Origin of the sequence: Gardnerella sp. DNF01199S, assembly GCF_049244155.1 — a bacterium.
In the GTDB taxonomy this organism is placed as follows: domain Bacteria; phylum Actinomycetota; class Actinomycetes; order Actinomycetales; family Bifidobacteriaceae; genus Bifidobacterium; species Bifidobacterium piotii.
The window spans coordinates 1,551,279-1,572,345 of the sequence record NZ_CP058380.1; the positions used below are offsets into that span (position 1 = coordinate 1,551,279).

The 21,067-nt window shown below is 47.6% G+C and carries 34 protein-coding genes and 1 tRNA gene; all 35 read right to left on the reverse strand.

Features of this window, described 5'->3' with window-relative positions; genetic code table 11:
- Window positions 1–99 precede the first annotated feature (99 nt).
- Window positions 100–270 (reverse strand): helix-turn-helix domain-containing protein, encoded by a 171-nt coding sequence (locus HXT45_RS06320; RefSeq protein WP_421781707.1) that lies wholly within the window; start codon window positions 268–270, stop codon window positions 100–102.
- 233 nt (window positions 271–503) lie between these two features.
- Window positions 504–1,097 (reverse strand): hypothetical protein, encoded by a 594-nt coding sequence (locus HXT45_RS06325; protein ID WP_421781709.1) that lies wholly within the window; start codon window positions 1,095–1,097, stop codon window positions 504–506.
- A 694-nt stretch (window positions 1,098–1,791) separates the two neighbouring features.
- Complete coding sequence (locus tag HXT45_RS06330; RefSeq protein WP_421781711.1) at window positions 1,792–3,261, reverse strand: tyrosine-type recombinase/integrase; 1,470 nt, start codon at window positions 3,259–3,261, stop codon at window positions 1,792–1,794.
- A gap of 227 nt (window positions 3,262–3,488) precedes the next feature.
- Window positions 3,489–3,574 (reverse strand) — tRNA-Ser (locus HXT45_RS06335).
- A 103-nt stretch (window positions 3,575–3,677) separates the two neighbouring features.
- The gene (gene truA, locus HXT45_RS06340; RefSeq protein WP_020757578.1) at window positions 3,678–4,589 is read right to left on the reverse strand and encodes a tRNA pseudouridine(38-40) synthase TruA; all 912 of its coding nucleotides are present in this window, start codon (window positions 4,587–4,589) and stop codon (window positions 3,678–3,680) included.
- 62 nt (window positions 4,590–4,651) lie between these two features.
- Complete coding sequence (locus HXT45_RS06345) at window positions 4,652–5,956, reverse strand: Mbeg1-like protein (RefSeq protein ID WP_102704756.1); 1,305 nt, start codon at window positions 5,954–5,956, stop codon at window positions 4,652–4,654.
- 150 nt (window positions 5,957–6,106) lie between these two features.
- A complete protein-coding gene (gene rplQ, locus HXT45_RS06350) occupies window positions 6,107–6,541 on the reverse strand; it encodes a 50S ribosomal protein L17 (RefSeq protein WP_004131707.1) in 435 nt (144 codons plus the stop codon).
- Window positions 6,542–6,619: 78 nt separating this feature from the next.
- A complete protein-coding gene (locus HXT45_RS06355; RefSeq protein WP_004131706.1) occupies window positions 6,620–7,615 on the reverse strand; it encodes a DNA-directed RNA polymerase subunit alpha in 996 nt (331 codons plus the stop codon).
- A 79-nt stretch (window positions 7,616–7,694) separates the two neighbouring features.
- Window positions 7,695–8,093: a 30S ribosomal protein S11 gene (rpsK, locus tag HXT45_RS06360; RefSeq protein WP_004105468.1), complete on the reverse strand. Its 399-nt coding sequence runs from the start codon at window positions 8,091–8,093 to the stop codon at window positions 7,695–7,697.
- A 79-nt stretch (window positions 8,094–8,172) separates the two neighbouring features.
- Window positions 8,173–8,550, reverse strand: a complete 378-nt coding sequence (gene rpsM, locus HXT45_RS06365) for a 30S ribosomal protein S13 (protein ID WP_004105472.1) — start codon at window positions 8,548–8,550, stop codon at window positions 8,173–8,175.
- 144 nt (window positions 8,551–8,694) lie between these two features.
- Window positions 8,695–8,808, reverse strand: a complete 114-nt coding sequence (gene rpmJ, locus HXT45_RS06370; protein WP_003842636.1) for a 50S ribosomal protein L36 — start codon at window positions 8,806–8,808, stop codon at window positions 8,695–8,697.
- Window positions 8,809–8,829: 21 nt separating this feature from the next.
- The gene (infA, locus tag HXT45_RS06375) at window positions 8,830–9,048 is read right to left on the reverse strand and encodes a translation initiation factor IF-1 (protein WP_004105485.1); all 219 of its coding nucleotides are present in this window, start codon (window positions 9,046–9,048) and stop codon (window positions 8,830–8,832) included.
- A 147-nt stretch (window positions 9,049–9,195) separates the two neighbouring features.
- The gene (locus HXT45_RS06380) at window positions 9,196–9,756 is read right to left on the reverse strand and encodes an adenylate kinase (RefSeq protein ID WP_004131705.1); all 561 of its coding nucleotides are present in this window, start codon (window positions 9,754–9,756) and stop codon (window positions 9,196–9,198) included.
- Between the two features lie 66 nt (window positions 9,757–9,822).
- Complete coding sequence (gene secY, locus HXT45_RS06385; protein WP_004131704.1) at window positions 9,823–11,163, reverse strand: preprotein translocase subunit SecY; 1,341 nt, start codon at window positions 11,161–11,163, stop codon at window positions 9,823–9,825.
- 211 nt (window positions 11,164–11,374) lie between these two features.
- Entirely contained in the window at window positions 11,375–11,830 is a 456-nt protein-coding gene (gene rplO / locus HXT45_RS06390) for a 50S ribosomal protein L15 (protein WP_004131703.1), read from the reverse strand.
- A 2-nt stretch (window positions 11,831–11,832) separates the two neighbouring features.
- Window positions 11,833–12,015: a 50S ribosomal protein L30 gene (rpmD, locus tag HXT45_RS06395; RefSeq protein ID WP_004131702.1), complete on the reverse strand. Its 183-nt coding sequence runs from the start codon at window positions 12,013–12,015 to the stop codon at window positions 11,833–11,835.
- Window positions 12,015–12,743: a 30S ribosomal protein S5 gene (rpsE, locus tag HXT45_RS06400; RefSeq protein ID WP_004131701.1), complete on the reverse strand. Its 729-nt coding sequence runs from the start codon at window positions 12,741–12,743 to the stop codon at window positions 12,015–12,017. The genes rpmD and rpsE overlap by 1 nt, the downstream gene beginning before the upstream one ends.
- A complete protein-coding gene (gene rplR, locus HXT45_RS06405; RefSeq protein ID WP_004114376.1) occupies window positions 12,740–13,111 on the reverse strand; it encodes a 50S ribosomal protein L18 in 372 nt (123 codons plus the stop codon). The genes rpsE and rplR overlap by 4 nt, the downstream gene beginning before the upstream one ends.
- Before the next feature lies 1 nt (window position 13,112).
- On the reverse strand, window positions 13,113–13,652 hold the full coding sequence (gene rplF / locus HXT45_RS06410; protein ID WP_004133436.1) for a 50S ribosomal protein L6: 540 nt from the start codon (window positions 13,650–13,652) through the stop codon (window positions 13,113–13,115).
- 16 nt (window positions 13,653–13,668) lie between these two features.
- Window positions 13,669–14,067 (reverse strand): 30S ribosomal protein S8, encoded by a 399-nt coding sequence (rpsH, locus tag HXT45_RS06415; RefSeq protein ID WP_004131699.1) that lies wholly within the window; start codon window positions 14,065–14,067, stop codon window positions 13,669–13,671.
- 80 nt (window positions 14,068–14,147) lie between these two features.
- Window positions 14,148–14,333: a type Z 30S ribosomal protein S14 gene (locus HXT45_RS06420; RefSeq protein WP_004114370.1), complete on the reverse strand. Its 186-nt coding sequence runs from the start codon at window positions 14,331–14,333 to the stop codon at window positions 14,148–14,150.
- Between the two features lies 1 nt (window position 14,334).
- A complete protein-coding gene (gene rplE, locus HXT45_RS06425) occupies window positions 14,335–14,907 on the reverse strand; it encodes a 50S ribosomal protein L5 (RefSeq protein ID WP_004114368.1) in 573 nt (190 codons plus the stop codon).
- Window positions 14,904–15,239: a 50S ribosomal protein L24 gene (gene rplX, locus HXT45_RS06430; RefSeq protein WP_004114367.1), complete on the reverse strand. Its 336-nt coding sequence runs from the start codon at window positions 15,237–15,239 to the stop codon at window positions 14,904–14,906. Before rplX ends, rplE begins: the two co-directional genes overlap by 4 nt.
- Window position 15,240: 1 nt before the next feature.
- Entirely contained in the window at window positions 15,241–15,609 is a 369-nt protein-coding gene (gene rplN / locus HXT45_RS06435; RefSeq protein WP_004114366.1) for a 50S ribosomal protein L14, read from the reverse strand.
- 90 nt (window positions 15,610–15,699) lie between these two features.
- On the reverse strand, window positions 15,700–15,966 hold the full coding sequence (gene rpsQ, locus HXT45_RS06440; RefSeq protein WP_004114365.1) for a 30S ribosomal protein S17: 267 nt from the start codon (window positions 15,964–15,966) through the stop codon (window positions 15,700–15,702).
- A gap of 2 nt (window positions 15,967–15,968) precedes the next feature.
- Complete coding sequence (gene rpmC, locus HXT45_RS06445) at window positions 15,969–16,220, reverse strand: 50S ribosomal protein L29 (RefSeq protein WP_004105502.1); 252 nt, start codon at window positions 16,218–16,220, stop codon at window positions 15,969–15,971.
- Window positions 16,220–16,639 carry a 50S ribosomal protein L16 gene (gene rplP, locus HXT45_RS06450; protein ID WP_004114362.1) on the reverse strand — a complete coding sequence of 140 codons (420 nt, stop codon included), beginning with the start codon at window positions 16,637–16,639 and terminating at the stop codon, window positions 16,220–16,222. Before rplP ends, rpmC begins: the two co-directional genes overlap by 1 nt.
- A gap of 4 nt (window positions 16,640–16,643) precedes the next feature.
- Entirely contained in the window at window positions 16,644–17,459 is an 816-nt protein-coding gene (rpsC, locus tag HXT45_RS06455; RefSeq protein WP_004131698.1) for a 30S ribosomal protein S3, read from the reverse strand.
- A 2-nt stretch (window positions 17,460–17,461) separates the two neighbouring features.
- The gene (gene rplV, locus HXT45_RS06460) at window positions 17,462–17,821 is read right to left on the reverse strand and encodes a 50S ribosomal protein L22 (RefSeq protein WP_004131697.1); all 360 of its coding nucleotides are present in this window, start codon (window positions 17,819–17,821) and stop codon (window positions 17,462–17,464) included.
- A 16-nt stretch (window positions 17,822–17,837) separates the two neighbouring features.
- Complete coding sequence (gene rpsS, locus HXT45_RS06465) at window positions 17,838–18,116, reverse strand: 30S ribosomal protein S19 (RefSeq protein WP_004114357.1); 279 nt, start codon at window positions 18,114–18,116, stop codon at window positions 17,838–17,840.
- Between the two features lie 15 nt (window positions 18,117–18,131).
- The gene (gene rplB, locus HXT45_RS06470; RefSeq protein ID WP_004114355.1) at window positions 18,132–18,962 is read right to left on the reverse strand and encodes a 50S ribosomal protein L2; all 831 of its coding nucleotides are present in this window, start codon (window positions 18,960–18,962) and stop codon (window positions 18,132–18,134) included.
- Window positions 18,963–18,996: 34 nt separating this feature from the next.
- Window positions 18,997–19,293 carry a 50S ribosomal protein L23 gene (rplW, locus tag HXT45_RS06475; protein WP_004114354.1) on the reverse strand — a complete coding sequence of 99 codons (297 nt, stop codon included), beginning with the start codon at window positions 19,291–19,293 and terminating at the stop codon, window positions 18,997–18,999.
- A 5-nt stretch (window positions 19,294–19,298) separates the two neighbouring features.
- The gene (rplD, locus tag HXT45_RS06480; protein WP_004133440.1) at window positions 19,299–19,964 is read right to left on the reverse strand and encodes a 50S ribosomal protein L4; all 666 of its coding nucleotides are present in this window, start codon (window positions 19,962–19,964) and stop codon (window positions 19,299–19,301) included.
- Window positions 19,965–19,969: 5 nt separating this feature from the next.
- Window positions 19,970–20,620 carry a 50S ribosomal protein L3 gene (gene rplC, locus HXT45_RS06485; protein ID WP_004116043.1) on the reverse strand — a complete coding sequence of 217 codons (651 nt, stop codon included), beginning with the start codon at window positions 20,618–20,620 and terminating at the stop codon, window positions 19,970–19,972.
- 15 nt (window positions 20,621–20,635) lie between these two features.
- Window positions 20,636–20,944 carry a 30S ribosomal protein S10 gene (rpsJ, locus tag HXT45_RS06490; protein ID WP_003808013.1) on the reverse strand — a complete coding sequence of 103 codons (309 nt, stop codon included), beginning with the start codon at window positions 20,942–20,944 and terminating at the stop codon, window positions 20,636–20,638.
- Window positions 20,945–21,067: the final 123 nt, after the last annotated feature.

Genomic DNA, 21,067 nt, shown 5'->3' on the forward strand with positions numbered 1-21,067 from the left:
ATACGGGGAACATGCTATAATTGGGTATGTTGTCCCAAGCCCTGCTAGTGTTTGTGCTGGTAGGGCTGTTTTTTATTTTGTTCATTATGAAACCCTTTCTTATTTGAGTTCCATAATGGACTTTTTAGAGATTAGTATTTTACGTGGTGTAGGTCGTATTGCTTCGAGTTTGCCTTGACGAATGAGTGATTCAACTGATTTACGGCATAGGCTTAGCATTTCTTGTGCGTCTTTGATTGATACATAGACACTCATAGTGTTAACAGTCATAATATCTCCTAATAAAAATGTTTTTAATAATTCTGGTTAAATGCACTTTTTCAGTGCATGATGAAACGCGATAAAGAGCGTTAATCTTTCCTCTTGTAAGGGCATGAGGTGAACCCGTATGACTTAAAGACATCACTATATGCCTACTCTCTCTGTAAAGCTGCGAGATAGCTTGTGTGGTTTACGTCGCACAGACGAATTAAGTACATACTATACTACAGTATGCCCAAATATTAAAAATCTATTTCACTCGTGGGAATAACGCCACGTGACGCGTTAATAGTATCTCTTAAAATATCAGACAATGAAACGTCAGGCGTAATACCATACAAATTCATAGCGTAGTTTAGTTCACGCTTAAAAAGATTAAATGCACCCGTATCGCTCAGGTGTGAACCGTTTTTTTCAATACACGAGCGTTGACGTGACACCTTATAAGCTGCATAAGCATACGAAGGTAATTTAGTAATCGCGTATGAAACATAGTATGCATCAATCCAACCACCATACGCTTCATCTTCTATTTTAACCTTTTCCAAGTCATGTGTTTTAGCGATGCCATCTATCTTGGGGGTTTGGAAAATTTCAGCCGCATCATTGATAAAATTTCTAATATCACGTGTGCCATCGTCTACTATTTTTTTAATCTCTTCATCAGTTGCGCACATAAATGACGGGTAACCATTATTCTTGTAATAGACTAGGTAAGCAAGCAAATCATAAAAATGATTAGATAGTTCGCCCTTAGTGTCAATTGGAGCAAGACACGAATAAATAGAGTTCATAGCTTTCTTGAACTTGTTCACATCTTTATTATTAGCAAACATGAATGTTGTCCCTTCTACTAAAAAATAGTAAGTAATACTACTATATACGCAACCAAACCCACAAACACTACTAGAATAATGCCTTGAATATGCCGCCTATAATGGCCGTACACGCGCTAACACGTCGCACAGCATCAAACCCACACGCCACCCTTACAAGACGGGGGGAAAGGGTATTTCTGATATTCTCGGTAGAGGCGCTGCCTAACTCTCTTTTTATTACGCTGGGTTCAAAAGATTTGGCACACGCTAGATTATTAAACATTGTTAAGCACATGCCACAATGTAGGTTCTACACACTATCATGCTAAACCCTAGTAAAATCAACCCATGCGCTCGCTAACAATAGCTAGTAGTATGCAAGTAGTAAACCATTAATAAGCATTGAATATGGTACGAAAGCAACAAGCCTAGGGGGGTATACCCCTACCCCCTACAGTAAAAGCCACCTCGGCGATAGGTCTAATATCTCCCTTCGTGTTCTATTCGTAACGTCCTTATCGTAACAAAAAAGCTATTCGTAACAAGATACGACAATAAAAGCTATTAGCCTCGTATTGTTCGCGAGCGCAATACTTGTTTTTTTGAGATTGTCGACGTTGTCGACTTTGTGTCGACTAGGGTAGAAACCTAATGTTTTCAACATGTCGACGTGTCGACGGCGTCGGTTTACATATTAGAGCGTTAGGTTATTCTATTTAGCTTGTAAAAATTTTTCTGTTTCCTCTCTCATGCCGTCTGGTAGTGATTTTAATGCTTGCTCTTGTTGCTTTTCTTCCATGCCTTTTAATGCTTGAATGCGAGCGCTCATCTCCATGCTTACGAGGAACGCATAAAAATCACTAGCAGCCTCACTATTATTTAGGCTGTTATTGTTAGGCTTCGCGCTTTCTATGCTCTCTACGCTCGCGTTAGAGGCTGTTTTTGTAGGCTCTGAGTTTAATACTTTACTCAATTGTTCGCTTCTTCTCTCGTTTGCTTTTTCTAGCGCACCTTTTGTTGTTGAGTCTGCATAAAAACGTTCTGTTGTACGAACATCAGCGTGGCGTACTTGCTTAGAAACAACAATAGCCGATTCACCACTTTCAAGCATAGTAATAACACAAGCGTGGCGGCCATCATGAGGCCAATACTCTTCCAAGCCTTCTACTTGCTTACGAGCCGTGTTGTGGTATCTACAACGAAAATTAGACGGCCTTATAAAATTATTGTTTTTCTCCGTAGTAAATATGAACGCGTCCGCCTCTTTACTCGTATACTCATCTAATTGTTTCTCAAATAATGGTTTTAGTGATTCAGGAATGTAAACAATACCTTCACTACTCTTAGTCTTAGTACTACCCATTACTACTACTGTTTTACCGCGCTCATCTTTCTCATCTTTCAACGAATGGCGCACATAAATAAAAGACTTATTAGCCTCATCATTCAATTCAATATCACGCCTCTGTAACGCTAATATCTCACCTATACGACACCCCATGCCATAAGCAATCCACTCAATCAATCTCAGACGCTCTGGCATGTAAGAAACAAGCTCTCCAATCTGCTCTTCAGTAGGAACTACTGTTTCATGCTTCTTCTTTGGTCGCACAACATTCTTCAAACGGCACGGGCTTTTATCAATAAGCGTGTTACCTTCATCATCAATCGCAACACTCTCAGCCGCATGCATAATCTCAGATAACAGTTTATAAGCGTTCACACGAGCCGTATTATCAGGTCTACTATTATACCACTTCTCAACATTTGTGTAAGTAATAGCCCTTACTTGCATATCACCAAAGAAAAACAATAAATGATTCTTCAATAATCCAAAATATCTGTTCTTAGTAGACTTACCAAGCCTCTCATTATTCTCAACAAAACTATTCGCATAATCACTAAATAGCACACTATTGCGCTCGCGTCTTGCTTTACGTTCTCTTACTGGCGTCCATTGACCGCTACGAACTAGCTTTTCTTCTGAATTAAGCCAATCTTGTGCCTCTTGCTTTGTTATAGCACCATGAGGCTTATATTGTCGCTTTGGCAAATGTTGCCACTTTGTAAAAGCTTCTATAGGTGTTGGATAAGAAACATCATAATGACGTTCACTAGGCTTATGCTTTTTGTTACGATTTGAACGTGGCTTAATTTGACCAAAAGAGCTTTTTCTTGCCATGAGTGTTGTCCCTTACTTCGTCCCATGATAAATAAAACTATCTTCAATATAATTCTTATATCAGATATTCACCCCGTTAAACACCCCGTTTGTAATCAAAAATAACGATATTTAATGCTATAAAATACAAAACAGAAGAACGTTAAAAACAAGCCAAAAACGTTGATATATCAAGGGTTTTCGGCATGAAAAAAGGGCTTCTAGCCAATCGCTAGAAACCCTGCTTGCGGATGAAGCGAGATTTGAACTCGCGGAGGGTGTAGCCCTCACACGCTTTCGAGGCGTGCTCCTTAGACCGCTCGGACATTCATCCTTTGCGCCAATCGCAAATACGCAAAACGCAAATGCAAAAAGAAACGCAACTTTTCAATTGTAAAACAACCCTAGAATATATAAGACGCATGGCGCGTTGACACTCACCCAAGCTCCTCGATCGTGCGCTTAGCACGAATCGCGTTTGCTCGCACACCAAGCTCCTCGTCTTTAGGGTATTCAACATATTCCAAAGTCAAACCGTTAGCTGCAATCGGCCCAGTAGAGCCTTCTCGAATCGGATTTTCAATCTTATTTTTGAACCAATCAACAGAACGCTTTGCACACCCAACTTGCACGCACGCCCCAACAAGCGAACGAACCATGTTATGCGCAAACGCGTCTGCAACAATAGTAAACTCAAGCAAACCGTTCTCAATGCAAGGAATTTTTCCAGTTGATTTAGATAAACAGCTCCCCACGCAAACGCGATTCCAAACAGCCTTTTTAACGCAGCGAATCGTAGTTCCACCAGGATTTGGCCGCGCAAAAGAGCCAAAATCGTGCAAACCAACAATCAAAGACGCCGCCTGATTCATGGCATCAACGTTTAAGTCGTAGTCAAGTTGCAACACAAAGCCACGCATACGCGGATCCAAATTCGCGCGATTCGCAGCATCACTAATCCTATACACGTATGTGCGATCCAACGCAGAAAAACGCGCATCAAAACCGCTTGGCGCAATGCTTACGCTGTGAATCGAAATGTCTTTAGGCAAAACGCCACAAAGCCTATATTCCAAGGCTTTTACTGGCGTAAGATTTGTGTGACCGACGCAATTTTGCAAAATGGATTCCGAAACGTCTAAATGGCAAACTTGGTAAGATGCGTGAACGCCCGTATCTGTGCGGCCAGCAACGCTAAGGCGCAAAGGTTCGCTAGCATCGTCTTTATTCACGCGCAAAACCTTATGCAATGCGTCTTCTAAAACACCTTGAACGGTGCGCAAAGTAGGCTGCTTTGCCCAACCATAAAAATCGCCGCCATCATACGCTAAATCCAAACGAAGACGCATTCAAAACCTTTCCAAACAGACCTACAAACAGACTTACAAACAGACCTACAAACAAACTTACACTAGTTTTCCTTATCTGAAGGCACACTAGCGAGCGCAAAAGCACTCATAACGCTACGAATCAACTCATATGTCTTTGAATCCATATGCATTGCAATCTTCAATAATGCAGGAACAACCTCCGACCAATGCGAAGACATCTCGTCGAAAGTCGAGTACCCTAAACTACTAAACATGCTGTAAACACTATCAATTCTGCGTTTTCTCTCTTCAAATGGCAAACTCATCATCCACTCGTTTGCAGCTTTAGAAACGGCCAGAGCTCGCGGAGTTACACAATCGCAGTAGTCAAAATCACCATCTTTAACTTGCCAATACATGCCAAAATGTTGCATTAATCCAATCGAATCAGCAGCTGTAACCTTATACGGCACTCCCGTATCCATAATCAATCCAATAAAAGCAGATTGCGGAACAACTTTTTCGATTCTGGAAACAACGCGAGAAAAAACCTTTGGATCAACAACATCCGAGCCAAAACTAGGACCGTCCATTGAATAGATTTTATTAATATGATTTCCAAGGCTTCGATCTTTCGCGTCTAATCGCATTGCCGCGTATGCAGCCATATTCCCGCCTTTTGAATGGCCCACAACAAATATTTTAGGATTATCACTTAAATCGCAATCACTTAAATCGCAATCATTGCTATTTTCTAGATTGCTCTTATCTAAATCACTATTCTTAAAATCACTCTTCTTATTAAACAAATTCGCAAAATAATCACCAACACTGCTAAAAATCCCACGAATACCGCCACTTTTGCAAGAATCTTTACATGCGCGCCTAGATATAGAGAGCAAATACTCCGCCGCCGACTCCTGCGCTGGCACTGGGCAGCGAAATGCCATGTTAAAGTCTTCCTTCCAGCCAACAAGCGTGTTATCTGTTCCTCTAAAAGCAACAACAAAGCAGCTAGACCCAATGCAATCTGTTAAATCAAAAGTAACAGCCGCAAATTGCTGTTCGCAAGAGTCATCAATATTCGACTCATCAAAACGTTCAAGAACCTCACCAACACGCATGCCCCTATAACGCGGGCTAGACTCAACAGCCAAAAGTAGATTCTTGCGAAACTCATCTACCTTAGTAGAACCAGAGCTAAACATTGAAGAAAAATCCTCGCCGCGAAGCAATTCGCTTAAAGGAACGGTTGCTAGTGCGTTAGAATCGTCATTATACTTTGGAATCGATTCAGGCATGCAAATATACGCCAACTCGCATAAAATAAGCGAATCTACGGCGTTGAATTTTCGCTCTTTAAAATTAGTAAAATCGTTATTCAGTAAATCGAGAATATTTGACATAGTTCAATAATAATTGATACCAGATATAGAAAATATATGTCAGATATAGAAAAACGGGCTGGAGATATCTCCAACCCGTTTAATAAACCTTTATACTTGCGATTAATCGCAAAAGATTTACTTACCGATGCATCAAGATGCTAATCTCAACTACTCGGCTGCTTCTTCTTTAGCAGCAACCTTAGTAGCGGACTCAGCTTCCTTAACAACAGCCTTCTTTGGGCTTACTGGCTCAACAACAAGCTCGATAATAGCCTGTGGAGCAGTATCACCACGACGAGGGGCCATCTTAACGATGCGAGTATAGCCACCTTCACGCTGCTTCATCTGCTCAGCAATCTGAGTGAAAAGCATGTGAACAACGGACTTATTGCGAATTACGCGCAACACGCGGCGGCGCGAATGCAAATCGCCACGCTTAGCGAATGTTACCAAACGCTCAGCAAGTGGACGAAGACGCTTTGCCTTTGGCAAAGTAGTCACAATACGACCGTGCTGGAAGAGGCTTGTAGCCATATTGGCCAGCATCAGGCGCTCATGCGCTGGGCTAGAAGCCAGACGAGGCCCTTGTTTCGGTGTAGGCATTATTACTCCTTATTGCCGCGGAATTCAGGTGGGCAAAAACCCGAACATCCAAAAACCGCGACGATTTGCGGTGGTTGTTTACTCGTCTTCTGGCGAGAAGAATGTGCCACCTTCGAGATTATTGGCGTCAAAGCCAAGCGGTGAAGGCTTAAGAGACAATCCCATGGATTGCAACTTTTCTTTAACCTCATCGATGGATTTCATGCCGAAATTACGAATATCGAGCAAATCCTGCTCAGTGTGAACTACCAGCTCACCAACTGTGTGGATTCCTTCACGCTTCAAGCAGTTGTAGCTGCGCTGCGTTAGGTTCAAATCCTCAATTGGAGTGGCCATTTGGGAATCAGCTTCCGCCATGACTGGAGCTGGACCAACTTCAACACCTTCAGCATCGACGTTAAGCTCACGGCAAAGACCGAAAAGCTCAACCAAAGTCGAACCTGCGGACGCAACTGCGTCTCGTGGTGTAATAGCTGGCTTAGTTTCCACATCCAGGATAAGCTTATCGAAGTCCGTGCGCTGTTCCACGCGGGTAGCTTCGACCTTATAGCTCACCTTCAAAACTGGCGAGTAGATCGAATCCACTGGAATGCGACCGATTTCGCTGTTTTCCTGCTTATTCATTTGAGCAGGCACGTAGCCACGACCACGCTCCACAGTGAACTCAATTTCGAGCTCGCCATCTTCAGCAAGTGTAGCGATATGCATCTGTGGGTTGGCAATAGTGACGCCAGCAGGAGGAGTAATATCTCCAGCTGTTGCCTCACCCTTGCCGCTCTTGCGTAGATACATCACTACTGGCTCGTCATACTCACTTGTAAGTACGATGCCCTTGATGTTCAGCAGGATTTCAGTGACATCCTCTTCAACACCTGGCAGAGTCGTGAACTCATGTAAAGCACCAGAGATGCGTACCGAAGTAACGGCCGCACCTGGAATGGAGCTCAACAAGGTACGACGCAGCGAATTGCCGAGCGTGTATCCGAAACCTGGTTCCAACGGCTCAATAGTAAAGCGAGAACGCTGGGGATTCAGTGATTCCTCGGTAAGTGTTGGACGCTGTGCGATAAGCACTTTTGTATCCTTTCAGCTTCTGGTCGGTGGTGCACTCGCCGCCCATAAGCGGGTTGGATGGATGGATTCGTAAGAGTGCTCAGACGCGGCGACGCTTTGGTGGGCGAACGCCGTTATGCGCTTGTGGGGTGACGTCGGTAATAGAACCGACCTCAAGACCCGCGGACTGAAGGGAACGGATAGCGGTTTCGCGACCGGAACCTGGACCCTTAACAAACACGTCGACCTTTTTAAGGCCATGTTCCATTGCCTTACGAGCAGCAGACTCAGCGGCCATACCTGCAGCGTAAGGAGTCGACTTACGGGAACCCTTAAAGCCGACATCGCCACCAGAAGCCCAAGAGAGGACTGCACCCGATGGATCGGTGATGGAAATAATCGTGTTATTGAATGTTGATTTAATATGCGCCTGCCCAACCGGTACCGACTTGCGGTCCCGGCGACGCGGCTTGCGCGAGGCTTGCTTTGCAGCTGCCATTGACCCTCGTTTCCTATGACGAATTAGTTGGTATGTCTAGGCGATGAGAATTAACTCGTGGCCTAGAGCCGACCACCGACTATCGGGTGGCCTTCTTCTTCCCGGCGACAGTACGCTTTGGACCCTTACGAGTACGAGCATTAGTCTTAGTACGCTGACCACGCACAGGAAGACCCTTGCGATGACGCTGGCCTTGATAGCAGTTGATCTGAATCTTACGACGGATGTCGGCGTCGATTTCACGACGCAAATCGCCTTCAATCTTATAGTTGGCCTCAAGATAATCACGCAAAGTGATTAACTGTTCATCCGTAAGATCCTTGACGCGGGTATCCGGATTAACACCGGTCGCGGCAAGCGTTTCCTTAGCGCGAGTACGACCTACACCAAAAATATAGGTGAGGGCAATCTCAATGCGCTTCTCATTGGGAATATCTACTCCGGCAAGACGTGCCATTGTAATTCCTTTACTATTACGCAGGTCGTGCACCAAGTCTCCCGCAATAATATCGATTATTTGCGGCCTGGGCCTGCGCACCCAGGGTTCAGCTTAAGCTGCGACTTAGCGCCTTATTCCTTTATATTCGCGGTGGAGATCCACTCAGCCCTGACGCTGCTTATGACGTGGGTTGATGCAAATCACCATGACGCGACCGTGACGGCGGATCACGCGGCAGTTTTCGCAGATCCTCTTCACGCTAGGGCTGACCTTCATGGTTTTCCTTTGCTTGTACCTTTACTTATAACGGTACGTAATACGTCCGCGGTTCAAATCGTAAGGACTCATCTCCAGCACAACACGATCTTGCGGAAGAATGCGAATGTAATTCTTACGCATTTTTCCCGAAATCGTAGCCAGTACAATGTGCTCGTTCTCAAGCTGAACGCGAAACATCGCGTTAGGTAGTGCTTCTACTACCGTGCCTTCGACTTCAATCACACCGTCTTTTGCCATGAGCCTCGTTCCGTTCCTTGGATATACTACTTTGCGCATCCGAAGACACGCCAATCTTCTATGATACAGTAAATGCGCCCAATACAACACTCGGCGTGTCGCAAGGGCGCATTACAAATATGAGAAAATCTAAATCTTAAATAAATCTCATACCAAGGATTCAACTATGCGATTGTTGATTTCGGCAATATCTCCAACGCCATCAACTTCAACAAGCTGACCGCGGCTTTCATAAATATCCAGCAAAGGAGCTGTTTCCTTCTCGTAAGTTTCCAAACGCTTAGCAATAACTTCTGGAGTATCGTCGGAACGACCCTGCTCTACAGCACGCTTTTGCATGCGCTCAAGCAAAACCTCACGCTCCGCCTCTAAAGCAACAACATGATCTAGTGGAGTACCAAGCTCTTCCAACATGCGATCAAGAGCCTGAACTTGAGAAGCGTTGCGAGGATAGCCATCTAGAATCCAGCCATTCTTTGCATCATCTTGAGCAAGACGATCTTTAACAATGCTATTTGTCAATTCATCTGGAACAAGCTCTCCCTTATCGAGATAACCTTGAACCTTCTTGCCAAGTTCCGTTTTATTCTTTAAGTTATAACGGAAAATGTCGCCAGTAGAAATAGCAGGAATATTGTAATGCTCTGCAAGCAAAGCGGCTTGAGTGCCTTTACCTACTCCTTGCGGACCCATAATTAACAATCGCATATTAATCTCCTAGTTTTATGCCAATGCAAATCCAATACAAATATTAAACAAAACCTATCTGAAATACTACTTAGCAACCTGCTTATTATTGCTGTGATCAAACAGGAATCCAGCATACTGGAATTGCTCAGTTTGAGCCTTAGCTTGACGCAAAGTATCCAAGCCAACACCAGCAATAATCAGAATTGTTGTACCACCAAATGGAAGCTTCATATTAAGATGCAAAGACATAATCAAAACCGTTGGAATCAAAGCCACAAACAGCAAGTAAATAGCACCAACTGTGTTAAGCCTATTCATAACGTAGCTAAGATAACGGCTTGTAGCGCTACCAGCGCGAATACCAGGAATAAATCCGCCGTATTCCTTCATGTTGTCTGCAGTCTCATCTGGATTAAAAGTAATCTCGGTGTAGAAGAAGCAGAAGAACACGATCATAACGGTGTACAACGCTATGTACCAAACAGAAGTAGAGTTTGCTAAATTGGCATTAATCCAACGCACCCAATCCTTACGACTATCTCCAAATTGAGCAAGAAGTGTTGGAATAGCAAGAATCGAAGACGCAAAGATTGGTGGAATAACGCCACTCATATTCACCTTAAGAGGCAAGTATGTGGAAGAGCCGCCGTACATTTTGCGGCCAATCATTCGACGCGTGTACTGAACAGGGATTCTACGCTGAGCAAGCTCCACAAAGTCAACGAAAATAAGAATCACAAGGAAAACGCCAGCAACAATGGAGAACTTAGTCCAATCTCCATTAAGGCCATTCGTACCCCAACCGATTTCCCACAACTTTGGAAGGAATCCAGAGCAAATAGACATAAAGATTAATACAGACATACCCTGGCCAATACCCTTATCTGTAATAAGCTCTGCCATCCACATTATGAGGCCAGTGCCACCAGTCATGATTAAGACCATTACAATAAGGCTCCACATAGAACCGTCTGGAATAACCTGGCCGCATTGATAGTTAAATAGCGCGCCAGAACGAGCCGTAACCAAAATGGTAGTTGATTGCAAAACAGCCAAACCGATGGTTAAGTAACGGGTGTACTGAGTAAGTTTCGTTTCTCCAGACTGACCTTCTTTGTGAAGAGCCTCAAAGCGTGGAATCACAACTCTAAGCAACTGAATAACAATGGACGCCGTAATGTATGGCATAACGCCTAATGCAAAAATCGAAAGCTGCAAAAGAGAACCGCCAGAGAACAGATTCACCAACCCAATAAAGTTCTCGCTAGAAGAAGCCAGCTTAGCGGTGCAAGCTCGAATAACTTTGTAGTCAACTCCAGGAATCGGAATAAATGAGCCGATTCGGTAGATAATAATCATTGCGAAGACGAAGAGGATCTTATTCCTCAACTCCTTCGTCTTGAAGGCCTGGATTAACGTTTTCACCTGGGTCTTCCTCCCTTTTTTGCGCTACGATCTAGGCGCACCAGTAAAAAAACAAACTCTGAGGCAATAGTTTATATCACGGTACATACTGAAACAATAATTGAGTGAGTTTTGCAATAAAATAATCCCCCCAGTGCAAACTAGGGGGATTATTAAACAGTTAAATCACTGCGTTAATTAGCATTACTAGCTTAAGTATTACTACTTATTACTACTCTTCGCTAACAGAGCCACCAGCAGCTTCGATCTTGGCTTTAGCGGATGCAGAAGCCTTAACTCCCTTAAGAGTCAAAGCAACCTTAAGATCGCCATCGCCCAAAACCTTAACTGGGTAACCATCACGCACAGCGCCCTTAACTACCAAATCAGCAACAGTGACTTCGCCACCCTTTGGGAAGAGTTCTGCAAGGGCTGCAACATTAACAACCTGGAACTCCTTCTTGAATGGGCTCTTAAAGCCACGAAGCTTAGGCAAGCGCATGTAAAGTGGAAGCTGGCCGCCTTCAAAGCCTGGACGAACTTGGTAACGCTTCTTTGTACCTTTGTCTCCACGACCCGAAGTCTTACCCTTAGAGCCTTCACCACGACCCACGCGGATGCGATCCTTCTTAGCTCCTGGAGCTGGACGCAACGTGTGCATGTGCAACATTGGTTCTTCATTAGCCATAATCAGTCAACCTCCTCAACGCTCAGCAAGTGGCGAACGGCCATAACCAAGCCACGATTGACTGAATTGTCCTCGCGAACAACGCTTTGACCAATCTTGTGAAGGCCAAGAGTCTTAACGTTAGCGCGCTGACGCTCGGTGGAATGAACCAAACCGTGCACCAGAGTGATCTTTAAGTTAGCCATCACTCACCATCCTTTGCCTGAGCAGCCTTAGCAGCCTGAGCTTCTTCACGAGCCTTGCGTGCTTCGGCAATGCCAGCAGCGCGCTCACGAAGCAATGCGTCTGGTGCAACTTCCTCGAGGGAAAGTCCACGACGAGCGCAAATTTCTTCTGGCTCTTCAAGCTTCTTCAAAGCATCCACAGTAGCGCGAACCACGTTAACAGCGGTTGCGGAGCCCATGGACTTGGTGAGGATATCGGTAATGCCAGCGCACTCCATAACAGCACGCACAGCGCCACCAGCGATTACACCAGTACCTGGAGCAGCTGGACGAAGCAAAACTGTACCAGCAGCATCGTGACCCAACACAGGGTGAGTCACGGTACCACGAATGCGTGGAACAGTAAACATATGCTTCTTAGCGTCAAGCTGACCCTTAGCGATAGCTGCTGGAACTTCGCGAGACTTACCGTAACCAACACCAACAGTGCCCTTACCGTCGCCAACAACAACAAGTGCTGCAAAGCTAAAGGTACGGCCACCCTTGTGGGTCTTGGAAACACGGTTAATAGTAACTACGCGATCCAAAAGCTCTTCGCCGCGGTTTTCTTCACGACGGCTACGACGTTCGCTACGCTTACCTTCGCCCTTAGAACGACGGGAACGACGATCGTCGGTACGCTCCTCAGCGGATGCCTGAGTGTTCTGAGTTTCTTCAGCCACTTGGGTTTCCTTTTCGTTATCGCTCACAGTGCTAGACCTCCCTGACGGGCGCCTTCAGCTACGGCTGCGACGCGACCATGATACTTATTACCGCCACGATCGAAGATAACAGCGGTGATTCCCGCTTCCTTCGCCTTGGCTGCGATTAACTCGCCAACCTTGGTAGCAGCTTCAGTCTTCGTACCAGTAAAACCAGCGAAGTCAGAAGTCAAGGTGGAAGCGCTTACAAGGGTAAGACCCTTAGTGTCATCCACAATCTGAGCAACCATGTGACGGTTAGAACGAGAAACTACCAAACGTGGGCGCTCTGGAGTGCCAGAGATGCGCTTACGAAGGCGGGCGTGACGACGCAAACGTGCGACTTTGGTACCCTTACCGAAAATCTTAACGCTCATATCACTTACCAGCCTTTCCAGCCTTGCGCAAAATACGCTCATCGCTGTACTTAATGCCCTTGCCCTTATAAGGTTCTGGAGCACGAAGCTTGCGAATGTTAGCGGCAGCCTGACCAACGGCCTGCTTGTCAGTACCCTTGACGATTACCTGATTTGCGTTTGGCAATTCAAACTCAATGCCCTCAGGTGGCTGAACGGTAATAGTGTGCGAATAGCCGAGCGAGAACTCAATGCCCTTGCCCTTCATTACAGCACGATAACCAGTTCCAACAATGTCTAGAGTCTTGGCGTAGCCTTCGTGCACACCCTTAACCATAGACGCCACGATTGCGCGAGCCAAGCCGTGCTTTGCACGAGTTGGACGCAAATCGTCAACTGGGGTCAAAACGATCTTGCCATCAGCAACTTCAGCGGTAATACCTTCTGGAATTACATAGGAATCAGAGCCCTTAGCACCCTTAGCGCTAAAGGACTGACCTTCAATCTTAACTTCCACGCCTGCAGGAATGTCGACGGGGAGCTTACCAATATGCGATGCCATTTTCAGCTCTCCTTTCTCACCATACGTAGGCGACGATTTCGCCGCCAATGCCTCGATCGAGGCATTCCTTCTGAGTCAACAATCCCGAGCTGGTCGAGATAATAGCGATACCGAGACCGCCAAGAGGCATAGGCAAAGAATCAGACTTTGCGTAACGACGCAAGCCTGGCTTAGAGATGCGCTTAATGCCCTGGATGGAACGCTGACCATTGGAGCCGTACTTTAACGTAACTTCCAAAGTCTGTCCAACCTTAGCTTCTTTAGCAGCAAAGTCTTTAATGTAGCCTTCGCGCTTAAGAATCTCGGCGATATTCGCCTTGAATTTGGAGTACGGCATTTCCACGATATCGTGCTTTGCCGCGCTCGCATTACGCAGACGTGTCAACATGTCTGCGATAGGATCTGTCATTGTCATGTTGGGCTAACGCCCTTTCTCGCCGTGGTTTCCACCGCCTGTTTGTTATTTATAAAGCAGTGGACCTTCAGCGTCGATATTTACCAACTGGACTTCGTAACACCCGGCAACTCACCGCGATGTGCCTTTTCACGAAGGCATACACGGCACAGACCGAACTTGCGATACACGGAGTGAGGACGACCACAAACCTGGCAACGCGTATAAGCGCGCACCTTGAACTTCGGCTTAGCGGCCGCCTTGTTTTTCAGAGCGGTTTTTGCCATATCAGTTCTCCTTGAATGGGAAACCGAGGTGCTTAAGTAGCGACTTCGCTTCCACATCGTCCTTGGTGGTGGTCACCACGGTGATGTCCATACCACGCTGATGATCAATCGAATCAGGATCAATCTCGTGGAACATTGACTGCTCCGTAAGACCGAAGTTGTAGTTACCCTGACCGTCGAACTGGTTGCCATTAATACCACGGAAATCGCGGATACGTGGCAAAGCCAGAGTGAGCAAACGATCCAAGAATTCCCACATACGATCACCACGAAGAGTTACGTAAGCGCCAATAGCCTGGCCTTCGCGCAAATGGAACTGCGCAACAGACTTCTTAGCCTTAGTAACCTTTGGCTTCTGACCAGTGATTAAAGTGAGATCCTTAATCGCACCTTCGATAAGCTTGGAATCGCGAGCTGCAGCGCCAACGCCCATAGAGACGACGACCTTCTGCAAACGAGCCACCTGCATAGGATTAGTGTGGCCAAATTCCTTTTCCAAAGCTGGAACGATTTGATCATTGTATTGTTGCTTTAAGCGCGGAGTTGCCGGCGCTTCAACTGTAGTATCGGTCATGCCAGCTCCTTTCCGGACTTCTTAGCTACACGCACGCGCACGGTCTTTACTTTGCCGTCGCGAGCTTCTTGCTTAACAATCACGCCCACGCGGGTTGGTTGCTTGGTCTCTGGGTCAATCACCATAACGTTAGAACGGTGAATTGGAGCCTCAACAGAGACGATGCCTGCCTGCTGACCCTGCTGGGTAGCACGCACGTGCTTCTTAACAACCTGAACACCCTCGACGATCAAACGGTCTTCGGCGAGTACACGAAGTACTTTGCCTTCCTTACCGCGATCCTTGCCGCGGATAACCTTTACCTGGTCGCCGGACTTAATCTTGGCTACCATCTCAGATCACCTCCGGGGCGAGGGACACAATCTTCATGAAGCGCTTATCGCGCAATTCACGACCGACTGGTCCAAAGATACGAGTGCCCTTTGGTTCACGGCCGGAGCCGAGAATAACAGCGGCGTTCTCGTCGAACTTAATATAGGAACCATCAACACGACGATGTTCCTTGACAGTACGGACGACGACAGCCTTAACTACGTCGCCTTTCTTGACCGACCCGCCAGGAATAGCATCCTTAACGGAGGCGACGATGATGTCGCCGATGCCGGCATAGCGTCGCTTCGATCCACCGAGCACGCGGATGGCAAGTAATTCCTTAGCACCCGTGTTGTCGGCGACATGAAGCCGCGTTTCCTGCTGAATCATTGATTCTCCTTAGTCGAGCTGGTTCTCCCCGCTCACCCGTACCGCTCAAATAAGCAGCACAGGTGAAGCGCGGAGCCTTGCTGAACTTGTTTACTTGGCGCGCTCGATAATCGAGTCGAGACGCCAACGCTTGGTCTTGCTCAAAGGCCGAGTTTCCATAATACTCACGAGGTCGCCAATATGCGCCTCATTGTGTTCATCATGGGCCTTGACCTTGCGGGTGGAGCGGACGACTTTACCGTAAAGTGGGTGTGTCGAACGCTGCTCCAACTCCACGGCAATCGTCTTGTCCATGGCCTCGGACACGACGTAGCCGCGACGAACCTTGCGGAAGTTGCGCTCTTGGTTCTCAGCCATGCTTACTTCTCCTTGACCTCAGTGGCGCCAGGCTCTTGGCTGATGCCGAGTTCACGCTCACGCAGGATAGTATACATCCTGGCTATGTCGTGCTTGACCGCCTTGAGGCGAGCGCTGTTTTCAAGTTGACCAGTTGCTGCCTGGAAGCGCAAGTTAAAAAGCTCTTCCTTAGACTTCTTTAAGAAGCCTTCGATTTCAGCATTAGTCTTCTCGTTTAAATTCTTGATGGTGTAGTCTGCAGTTCCGACTGGCATCAGATGTCACCGCCTTCACGCGCAATAACACGGCATTTCATTGGGAGCTTGTCGATAGCGCGGCGCAAAGCCTCGCGAGCGACGTCCTCAGAAACACCACCGATCTCGAACATTACACGACCTGGGTGAATGTTGGCAATCCAGAATTCTGGAGCACCTTTACCGGAACCCATTCGTGCACCAAGCGGGTGCTTGGTTAATGGACGATCAGGGAAAACCGTAATCCACACGCGACCACCACGCTTAATATAGCGGGTCATTGCGATACGGGCTGCCTCGATCTGACGGTTAGTGATGTACGCCGGAGCCAGCGCCTGAATACCGAAATCGCCGAAAGCGATAGCGGTTCCACCCTTAGACATGCCGCTACGGGTAGGACGGTGCTGCTTGCGATATTTAGTCCTTTTTGGGATAAGCATCTGCTCACTCCTTCGTTTCCGTTGCGGCAGGAGCTTCAGCAGCTACAGCCTCGGCTGGCTTTTCGGCCTGTGCCTCGGTAGCCTTCTGCTGATTGGCAGAGCGTGCGCCACGACGTGGACGACGATCGCCACGGCGACCTTCACGCTTACCCTGCTGAGCCTGCTGCTCTTCAAACTCACGCTCAGTCATATCGCCCTTGTAAATCCAAACCTTTACGCCAATACGGCCGTAAGTGGTCTTGGCTTCAAAGAAGCCGTAATCAATAAGGGCGCGCAAGGTCTGCAGTGGAACGCGACCTTCGCGGTAGAACTCAGAACGGCTCATTTCGGCGCCACCAAGGCGACCAGAGAGCTTAATACGGATACCCTTGGCACCTGCGCGCATTGCGTCTTGCTGTGCCTTACGCATAGCGCGACGGAATGTAACGCGGTTAGTCAACTGTTCCGCAATTCCCTGAGCAACTAATTGAGCGTCAAGTGCAGCGTTCTTTACTTCAAAGATGTTGAGCTGTACTTGCTTACCAGTGAGCTTCTCAAGCTTTGCACGAACACGCTCGGCTTCTGCGCCACGACGACCGATAATAATACCTGGACGAGCGGTGTGAATATCCACACGAACGCGGTCACGGGTACGCTCGATAACAATGCGGGACACGCCTGCACGTTCGAGGTCATGGCTCATTTCCTTGCGAATCTTGTCATCCTCAAGGACGAAGTCACGGTAACGCTCGCCGGCTTTAGTAGAATCGGAGAACCACCTAGAGCGATGATTCTCGGTAATGCCCAGGCGATAGCCGAAAGGATTGATCTTCTGACCCATCTTTAGCGATCCCCTTCCTTAAGCGAGACGATAACAGTGATATGGCTTGTGCGCTTGTTAATGCGCGCAGCGCGACCCTGTGCACGAGCGCGGAAACGCTTAAGCGTTACACCCTCATCCACATAGGTTTCCTTGATGACCAAGTTCTGCTCGCGGAATGGTTCTCCAGCTTTCTCAGCCTTAACGCGAGCATTAGCGATCGCGCTTTCAAGAACCTTGCGCACCGGCAACGATGCGTCTTGAGGAGCAAACTTCAAAATGGTAATGGCTTCGCTTGCACGCTTGCCTCGGATGAGGTCGACCATGCGGCGAGCCTTGCGCGGCGTCACACGTACGTGACGAGCGATTGCTTTAGCTTCCATGTGTCCTAACTCTCCTTTAGCGGCGTGCTTTCTTGTCGTCCTTCACATGACCCTTGAAGGTCTTGGTTGGGGCGAATTCACCGAGCTTATGACCAACCATTGCTTCGGTAACGAATACCGGCACATGCTTGCGGCCATCGTGTACGGCAAAGGTGTGTCCAATGAAATCAGGAGTGATCATCGAACGACGCGACCACGTCTTGATGACGTTATGCGTGCCCTTGTCGTTTTGTTCATCGACTTTCTTCTGTAAGTGGGCGTCGACGAAAGGGCCCTTCTTGATGCTACGAGTCATCTGTTCGACACTCCCTTACTTGCGGTTCTTACCATTCGGACGACGACGAACAATCATCTTGTTCGAAGCCTTCTTCGGACGGCGGGTACGAACCTCGCCCTTGCCCCATGGAGAAACAGGTGGCTTACCACCACGGGTACGACCACCATGAGGGTGATCAACAGGGTTCATAGATTCGCCTCGGGTGATTGGCCTGCGACCAAGCCAACGAGCACGACCTGCCTTACCAAGCTCGATGTTAGCGTGGTCGGAGTTGCCAACCTCGCCGATTGTAGCGCGGCAACGAGCGTCCACGTTACGAATTTCGCCAGATGGCATACGCAACTGAGCGTAAGCACCATCCTTAGCTACGAGCTGAACGGCAGCACCTGCGGAGCGTGCAATCTTTGCGCCACCAAGTGGACGAAGCTCGATTGCGTGAACCACGGTACCAGTTGGGATGTTCTTAAGAGGCAAGTTGTTGCCTGGCTTAATATCAGCCTGGGCGCCAGTCTCAATAACATCTCCCTGGGAAATGCCTTCAGGAGCGATAATGTAGCGCTTCTCACCATCTGCATAATGCAACAATGCGATGCGAGCGGAACGATTAGGGTCATACTCAATATGAGCGACCTTTGCTGGCACGCCATCCTTGTCCCAACGCTTAAAATCGATGAGACGATACTGACGCTTGTGTCCGCCGCCGCGATGGCGGGAAGTCATGCGACCGTAAGAGTTACGACCGCCAGTTTTGCTGAGTTTGCGTACCAACGACTTTTCAGGAGTAGAACGCGTAATCTCGGAGAAGTCCGAAACCGAAGCGTTACGACGTCCTGCAGTCGTAGGCTTATAAACGCGGATAGCCATAATATAGTATTCCTTTACTTTTCTCGGCTAGCCTTCAGTTACCAAAGATATCGATTGTCTGGCCTTGTGCCACGGTGACAATAGCGCGCTTTTGATTCACACGACGACCGAAGCCGGTGCGAGAGCGCTTGAGCTTGCCAGCGCGATTCAAGGTGTTAACATTCGTTACCTTGACTTTGAAGATTTCTTCGATAGCCTGCTTGATCTGAACCTTGTTAGCGTTTGGAGCTACGACGAAGGTGTACTGGCCACGATCGGAAGCTGCATAGCTTTTTTCAGAAACAACTGGCTTTAAGATGATGTCATGTGCTGGGTTATGGACTGCGACCATTTGAATCAGGCCTCCTTAACTTCAGGCTCGGTCTTAGCTGCAACGAAGGCTTCGAAACCTTCCTTGGAGAAGACGACGTACTGAGCGGTGATGACATCGTAGGTGTTGAGCTGATCAGCGAAGATCACATGCACCGTAGGAATGTTACGAACAGACATCCACTCGTTGATGTTCTCGCGAGAGAGAACAACAGTGGTGAACTGATCCTTAGTTACTGGTGTAAGTGCTGCAACAGCTGCCTTTGTGGATGGAACATCCTTAATGCCAAAGTCCACAATTGCAATGCGACCAGCATTTGCACGATCCGAAAGAGCATAACGAAGAGCAGCTGCCTTCATCTTCTTTGGAGTACGCTGATCGTACTTGCGAGGAACTGGACCGTGTACAACGCCACCATGTACCCACTGTGGAGCACGAATGGAGCCTTGACGAGCACGACCAGTGCCCTTTTGCTTCCATGGCTTCTTACCGCCACCAGATACGTTAGCGCGATTCTTAACCGCGTGAGTACCCTGGCGAGCAGCAGCAAGCTGAGCAATAACGACCTGATGAACCAATGGGCCGTGAGCCAAAACGTCTTCGTTGGAGATGCCGAAAATCTCGGCAGGAGCTTCAACAGTACCGTTTGCATTACCCTTGGTGTCAGTTACGTTCAGAGTTACGTTTGCCATTTAAATCAGGCTCCCTTCACTGCCGAACGGACTAGAACGATAGCACCCTTAGGTCCTGGAATAGCACCCTTGATAGCTAAAATACCGTTCTCAACATCCGAAGAAACGATTGTGAGGTTGAGCGCAGTAGAAGTCACATGACCCATGCGACCAGCCATACGCTTGCCCTTCAAAATGCGGCTTGGAGTTGCACATGCGCCCACAGAACCTGGACGACGTTCATTCTTGTGCGAGCCGTGAGTACGACGGTAAGACTTGAAGCCCCAACGCTTGATTGTGCCAGCAAAGCCTTTACCCTTTGTAGTACCCGTTACGTCAACTTCTGCACCTTCAGCAAATACTTCAGCGGTCAATTCCTGACCTGGCTTGTAATCTGCTGCATTTTCAGTGCGCACCTCAGCGAGGTGACGACGAGGAGTCACGCCAGCCTTTGCAAAGTGACCAGCCAATGGCTTGGTAACCTTGGTAGGATCAATCTGGCCATAACCGAGCTGTACGGCGCAATAACCGTCAGTTTCTTCGGTCTTAACAGCGGTAACTACGTTGGTAGCAACCTCAACCAGAGTTACGGGGACAAAAAGGCCGTTTTCATCCCAAACCTGGCTCATGCCCAGCTTACGGCCGAGCAAAGCAGTGCGATTCTTATTTTGCGACATTATTTACCCCCCTTCCTACAGCTTAATCTCGATATTTACATCCGCAGGCAGGTCAATGTGCATCAAAGAATCCACAGCCTTTGGCGTTGGATCAACGATGTCAATGAGGCGCTTATGAGTGCGCATCTCGAAATGCTCGCGAGAATCCTTATATTTATGAGGAGAACGGATAACAACAAACACGTTCTTCTCGGTCGGCAGAGGAACCGGACCCACTACTGTGGCGCCCGCGTTCGTCACCGTCTCGACGATTTTCTTCGCCGATTGGTCGATGACCTCATGGTCATAGGACTTAAGCCTGATGCGGATTTTCTGTCCCGCCATTGCCGTCCGCCCTTTCTAGCGATTCGTTTACTGTTTACCAACCTGTATCAAAGGGCACCGGGAGAATAGACACTAAAGGCCATTCCACATCAGTGCGCAGCCTACAAAAATCAACAAAAAACT